Annotated in this window: 4 protein-coding genes and 1 rRNA gene; 1 reads left to right on the forward strand and 4 read right to left on the reverse strand. The window is 37.5% G+C overall.

Translation table 11 applies throughout. From position 1 onward, the window contains the following. Nucleotides 1-68: 68 nt before the first annotated feature. A complete protein-coding gene (gene pdxR, locus AC1Q6O_RS22600; protein ID WP_492402254.1) occupies nucleotides 69-1496 on the forward strand; it encodes a MocR-like pyridoxine biosynthesis transcription factor PdxR in 1428 nt (475 codons plus the stop codon). Between the two features lie 16 nt (nucleotides 1497-1512). Here the strand turns inward: pdxR and asnB are convergent, their stop codons facing one another. The 4 genes from asnB to rrf all read right to left on the reverse strand — a co-directional run. Beyond that, nucleotides 1513-3348: an asparagine synthase (glutamine-hydrolyzing) gene (asnB, locus tag AC1Q6O_RS22605; protein WP_089987416.1), complete on the reverse strand. Its 1836-nt coding sequence runs from the start codon at nucleotides 3346-3348 to the stop codon at nucleotides 1513-1515. Nucleotides 3349-3448: 100 nt separating this feature from the next. Next, nucleotides 3449-4780: a D-alanyl-D-alanine carboxypeptidase family protein gene (locus AC1Q6O_RS22610; RefSeq protein WP_083244759.1), complete on the reverse strand. Its 1332-nt coding sequence runs from the start codon at nucleotides 4778-4780 to the stop codon at nucleotides 3449-3451. Nucleotides 4781-4921: 141 nt separating this feature from the next. Next, nucleotides 4922-6385 carry an IMP dehydrogenase gene (gene guaB, locus AC1Q6O_RS22615; protein WP_008179648.1) on the reverse strand — a complete coding sequence of 488 codons (1464 nt, stop codon included), beginning with the start codon at nucleotides 6383-6385 and terminating at the stop codon, nucleotides 4922-4924. Nucleotides 6386-6689: 304 nt separating this feature from the next. Next, nucleotides 6690-6760: ribosomal RNA gene (gene rrf / locus AC1Q6O_RS22620) — 5S ribosomal RNA — on the reverse strand; the annotation flags it as partial.

The following is a 6760-nucleotide window of genomic DNA, read 5'->3' on the forward strand; positions in this document are numbered from 1 at the left end:
AATAGAAATTGACCATATAAAAATATCCAGTTTTCAAAAAAATCATAGGGTCAGGGGGTTTTTAGCATATGGATATGCTTTTATTTCAGCTTGAACGGAATGGCGATAAACCGCTATATGATCAGCTTTACAACGGCATTAAAGAAGCTATCATTTCCAAAAAAATTGCAGTAGGCGAAAAATTACCATCAAAAAGAAAATTAGCCGATTTTTTGAATATTTCTCAAACAACGATTGAAATTGCCTATGCACAGCTTCTTGCAGAAGGCTATATTATGTCCAAATCTCGTGTAGGTTATTTTGTAGAAGAAATAGATGAACTACCCTATATCCAGCAGGACACGGTCATCCCATTCAATGAACAGCCTAAAAAAAAATCATACAAAATAGATTTTAATCCTGGTTCTATTGATATCGATGCTTTCCCATTTCAGATCTGGAGAAAATATGCCAAGGAGCTGTTTGATGAAGGCTCAAAGAAATTATTATTAACAGGTGAGCCTCAGGGGGAGCTTTCTTTGCGAACTGAAATTGCAAATTATTTATATCAATCACGTGGAGTTGTCTGTAACCCCGAGCAAATTGTCGTTGGCTCTGGTACGGAACAGCTTCTGCCTATGATTTTACGTCTTTTTAGTGATGATACATGCTTTGCATTGGAAAACCCAGGGTATCCGGCTGTGCATCGTATGTTCTCTCAGCATAAACGAAAAGTTTATCCTATTGCCGTCGACGAGGAAGGAATCATCATTCAACAGCTAGAGCAAACACAAGCTAATGTTGTTTATATTACACCATCACATCAATTTCCTACTGGTGCAGTATTATCCGCTACTAGACGTGCACAGGCTTTAAATTGGGCGACACAAAGCTCATCTCGTTATATCATTGAAGATGATTATGATTCGGAATTTCGTTATACTGGAAAACCAATTCCTGCTCTACATGCTCTCGATAGAAACGATAAGGTCATTTATATGAGCACTTTTACAAAATCGTTAATGCCTTCTTTGCGCGTAGCCTATTTTGTACTTCCACCTCAATTACTTGCTACATATAACGATGTCTTTAATTACTATTCATCAACCGTTCCTCGGTTTGATCAACATATTGTGGCAAATTTTATGCATGATGGTCATTTTGCAAAACATCTTAATCGGATGCGTAAAGTTTATCGTAAAAAACATGAACAGCTTACTTCTATTTTAGAAAAATATTCATCATCCATTAAAATTACAGGTGAGCAAGCAGGAATGCATATATTATTAGACGTTAAGCACAAGTTGCCAGAAAAACAATTACAACAACTTGCCTTCCAAGCAGGGATAGGTATTTATCCGTTATCTGATTATCAACTAGATTACGTTGAATCCTCGCAAGCACAATTTTTACTTGGCTTTGGGGGTATACCTGTTCAAGTAATTGAACAATCGATCGAACAATTAATGGATTGTTGGGGAATACAAAAAAATCACCCATCTACTACAACCAAATAGTAGATGGGTGACCCCATTAGGATTCAATGAGTTGAATATGATAATGCTCAAACCAAGTATGAATTTGCCCTAGATATGCTAAAAGTTGAGGTCCCGCCATTAATTGTCCATACCATGGAATTTTAAAAGAGCTGCCTCCAGATTCTATTAGTTCCATAATTTTTTTGTGCTCAAATAATTCATGTAAGATAGAGTTCTTATCTTTAAGAATTTCTCTTAACCATGTTTGCACACCTGCTGTATAAACTGGATGATATGTTTTAGGATATGGATTTTTTTTTCGATACAATACTTCATCAGGCAATAAATGTGCCATGGACTTTCGAAGTAACCCTTTTTCTATGCCTTCTAAATCCTTCATTTCCCAAGGAATATTCCATGCATATTCTACAAGGCGATGATCCGCAAAAGGTACCCGTACCTCTAAGCTAGCTCCCATACTCATACGATCTTTCCGCTCTAGCAACGTCTGCATAAACCATTGCATATTTAAATAAAACATTTCACGATGTTTTACTTCTGCCGGGCTTTCGCCATCTAGCAACGGGACTTCTGCAATCGTTTGTGTATATAGTTGCTGTGCGTAGGATTCAATTTTTAATTTTTTATCCCACTTCTCTTGGAGTAATGCATTTCTTTCAGCCAATGATCGAATCCAAGGAAAACCAGTAGTTTTTTCTTTAAACCATGGGTATCCACCAAAAATTTCATCTGCACATTCGCCAGATAGTGCTACAGTAAAGTCTCTTTTAATTTCTCGACAAAACCATAGTAACGAAGAATCTACATCTGCCATACCTGGTGAATCTCTAACTATAACCGATTCTACTAGTAAATCAATCAGCTGTTGCTGGGTTATTTCCTCTGCGTGATGTGTCGTCTTAAAAGTATCGGTCATTTTTTGAATCCAATACGTATCTGTTGAAGTTTGAAATGCATGAGGATTGAAAAAACGTTCATTATCCTCATAATCGATTGAATACGTATGCAATTTATTGTTTTGTTGTTGGAATCTATCTGCAGCAATACCTGTAATAATACTAGAATCAAGACCTCCTGATAGAAATGTACAAATCGGTACATCCGAAACAAGCTGTCGTTCAATAGCATCCGTTAACAGCAAACGAACATGCTCAATCGTCTCTTGCAATGATTCTTCATGCTTGCGGCTTTGTAGCTGCCAATATTGCCACTTTCTTAAACCTTCTCTAGAGAAGCGCATCGCATATCCTGGTCGTAACTCCTCAATGTTTTGAAAAAGAGTCTTACCTGGAGCTCTAGAGGGGCCAACAGCCATCATACTTGCTAATCCCTCCGTATTAATAGTAGCTTCAACCATTGGATGTGCCAGTAAAGCCTTTACTTCCGATGCAAAAAGAATTCCCCCCTGTTGCTCTGTAAAATAAAGGGGCTTCACACCTAATCGATCCCTGCATAAAAAAAGAGATTGCCCCTGTTCATCCCAGATACCAAAGGCAAAAATACCATTTAGAAAGTCTACACATTGCTCTTTCCATTCAATATAAGCAGTCAATAGCACTTCGGTATCTGAATGTGTTGTGAAAATATGGCCTCTTTTCTGCAGCTCCTTACTTAGCTCTTCCGTATTATAAAGTTCGCCATTATATGTAATGACATAGTTTACCCCATCATGTATTTTTTTCATCGGCTGCTTGCCACCTATTAAATCGATAACCGCTAACCGTCGATGGCCAAATGCAATATGCTCACTACACCAAATATTTTCATCATCTGGCCCTCTCTTGTTTAATGTTCGTGTCATTGCTTGCAAAACTTTTTCACTTGCCTTTAAACCCTGTTGAAAGCTAGCCCATCCAGTAATGCCACACATTTAGCCACATCCTTTCGCCTATTAGCCTATGCTATTCGGGTCAAAAATGTGAAAAAGCACATGAATGTTTGTTATCATTCATGTGCTTTTTAATTAATGATTAGAATAGACCTCCAACGAAGTCAGAAATCCCACTCCATAAATTGCCGAAGAAGTTCCCAACACCTTGGAAGAACAATGAGATACCACTAGCACGCTCTACAGCCCCTGTAGTAACAATATCGGATGAAATATCCTTACCATCGATAAAGCCGTAATCTGTGCCCTCTGTGCGCTCAATAACGACCTTCCCTACAACAGTATCTTTCTTAACTCCTGCCTCAAGACTCTTTTTATCTAAAACCAATTTAGGTTTATAGAGATCTTTATCAGAAGACTTGATCATAAATGAAATAGGTTCTTTTACAGCAATCTCTACTTTGTCTTCTTTACCTTTTGTCACTTTTACTGTTTTTTGATCTTTAAACGTATAGTTTGCTGGTAAAATTTCTTGTTTTGAGAATTGTGAAAAACCATAGTTAAATAATTTTGCTGTTGCATCAAAACGAGCTTTATATGACCCTTGTCCACTTGCATCAACAGCCTTCATGACCACTGCAATTAATCGAGTACCATTGCGTTCTGCAGTACCAGTGAAGCAATGGCCTGCAAAGTTTGTAGTACCTGTTTTTAATCCATCTACACCTTGATATTCAAACACTAACCCTGGTAACATAAAGTTCCAGTTAGACATTTCAATGGCATCCTCTGTACCTTCACGGAATGTCTTTTTAGTAATTTGAGAAGTTTCTAATACCTTTGGGTGATCCTTTAATAGATGGTAGGCTAGTTTTGCCACATATTTTGCAGGCATCACGTTCTCATCTTCTGGTCCTGTCCCAGCTGGTTGCATCCCAAAAAGATCAGCGTTATTTAGACCTGTGGAATTGACAAACTTATAACCCTCAAGGCCAAGTTCTTCTGCTTTTTTGTTCATTAATTTCAAAAATTCAGTCTCTGTTCCAGCAATTGTTTCAGCTATAGCAACAGTTGCAGCATTCGCTGAATAAATAGCCATTGCCTCGTACAATTCTCGAATCGTGTAAGAACCATCACGACGTAAAGGTACATTACTTAATGCACGATTTTGAGACATACGATACGTATAATCGGTTACGTGGTATTCTTGATCCCATTTAACTGTCCCTGCATCAATAGCGTCCAATAACAGGTATTCAGTCATCATTTTTGTCATACTTGCAATACCTAGTGAAGTATCTGCATTTTGTTCATATAAAATTTTTCCTGAATCTGCGTCAATTAAAATTGCAGCATCCACTGTTAGTCCTAAATCCGTCTCTGCATTTGCCTTTGCAGGAATACCTGCAAAAATACCAATTAATAAAACGGGAATTAGGAGTAAGCGTAATACGGTGTTCATTTTCTTTTTCACCTTGAAAGCCCTCCAAAAAATAATCTTGTCCTCGACATTTTATCATAGATATCAACATACGTGTTGACTCTCTGCCATAAAAAAATGCTCTCGCGCCATCTTTGTAGACGATGCGAAAGCATAAAAGTTGCAAGTAATATATTACATGGAATAGTTTGGTGACTCTTTTGTAATCTGCACATCATGTGGATGTGATTCACGAAGACCTGCACCAGTCATTTTAACAAATTGTGCATTTTCTCGTAAATACTCAAGATGTGGTGCTCCACAATAACCCATACCAGCTCGGATACCACCAATCAGTTGATAGATTGTATCAGCTAATGGTCCTTTATAAGGAAGGCGACCTTCAATACCCTCAGGCACTAACTTTTTCGCATCCTCTTGGAAGTAACGATCTTTTGAGCCTTTTTCCATTGCTCCGATAGATCCCATACCACGGTATACTTTAAAGCGACGACCTTGGAAGATTTCTGTCTCTCCTGGAGATTCAGAAGTACCTGCAAGAAGTGATCCTAGCATTACAACATTTCCACCAGCTGCTAAAGCTTTCACAATATCGCCAGAGTATTTAATACCACCATCAGCAATAATTGTTTTACCAAGTTCACGAGCTACTGTAGCACAATCATATACTGCTGTAATTTGCGGTACACCTACACCAGCCACAACACGTGTAGTACAAATTGAACCTGGGCCAATTCCTACTTTAACAACATCTGCTCCAGCCTCGAATAATGCACGTGAACCTTCTGCAGTAGCTACGTTACCAGCAATGATTTCTAGTTCTGGGTAAGTTTCACGGATTGAACGTATTGTCTGTAATACACCTTCTGAATGTCCGTGTGCTGTATCGATTACTACAATATCAACTTGTGCTTCTACAAGCTTCTCGATACGTACCATTGTATCCTTGGATACACCTACTGCTGCACCTACAAGTAAGCGACCATGTGTATCTTTAGCAGCATTAGGGAATTCAATAACTTTCTCGATATCTTTGATTGTGATAAGACCAGTTAAACGACCTTCTTCATCAACAATCGGAAGTTTTTCGATTTTATATTGTTGAAGAATTTTTTCTGCATCCTCTAGAGTCGTTCCAACAGGAGCTGTAATTAAATCTTCTTTCGTCATAACATCTTCAATTTTTAAAGAGTAATCTGAGATAAAACGTAAATCACGGTTTGTAATGATTCCTACTAGTTTTTGGTTTTCCATACTGTCAACAATAGGTACACCAGAGATTCGGTATTTACCCATTAAATGCTCAGCATCGAAAACTTGATGAGTTGGAGTTAAGAAGAATGGGTTTGTAATAACACCATTTTCAGAACGTTTTACTTTTTCTACTTGTTCAGCCTGTTCGTCGATACCCATGTTTTTATGGATAATACCGATTCCGCCTTGTCGTGCCATAGCAATAGCCATTTTAGACTCTGTAACTGTATCCATACCTGCGCTGATCATTGGAATGTTTAATTTAATCTTTGGTGTTAATTGAACAGATAAATCAACATCTTTCGGTAATACTTCGGAATGAGCTGGTACTAATAATACATCATCAAAAGTTAAACCTTCTTTGGCAAATTTAGTCTCCCACATTTTCGTAACGTCCTCCTATAGTTAAAAGAATATTAATTGTAAGATTAACAACGTGGACTGCTACTGTCAAGAAACTTATAAAAGAAAGACAATTCAGACTTTTAATCATAGCAAATTTTAATTGAAAATCCAAATAAATAGCTATATAAAAAACTACTAGCGACCATCATATAGTTATATAAGATCTTACAATTAAATCTTTTGATAATGATTGATTTTTGTATAAAATCCTGTAATTTATGAAGAATTTCCTTAAAATAATAAAATAAAAAAAACAGCCAGCACACAGCTGACTGCCTTTATTGCCTAGCGACGTCCTACTCTCACAGGGGGAAGCCCCCAACTACCATCGGCGCTAAAGAGCTTAACTTCCGT

Source organism: Lysinibacillus sp. GW823-FHT06C08 (assembly GCF_058795135.1).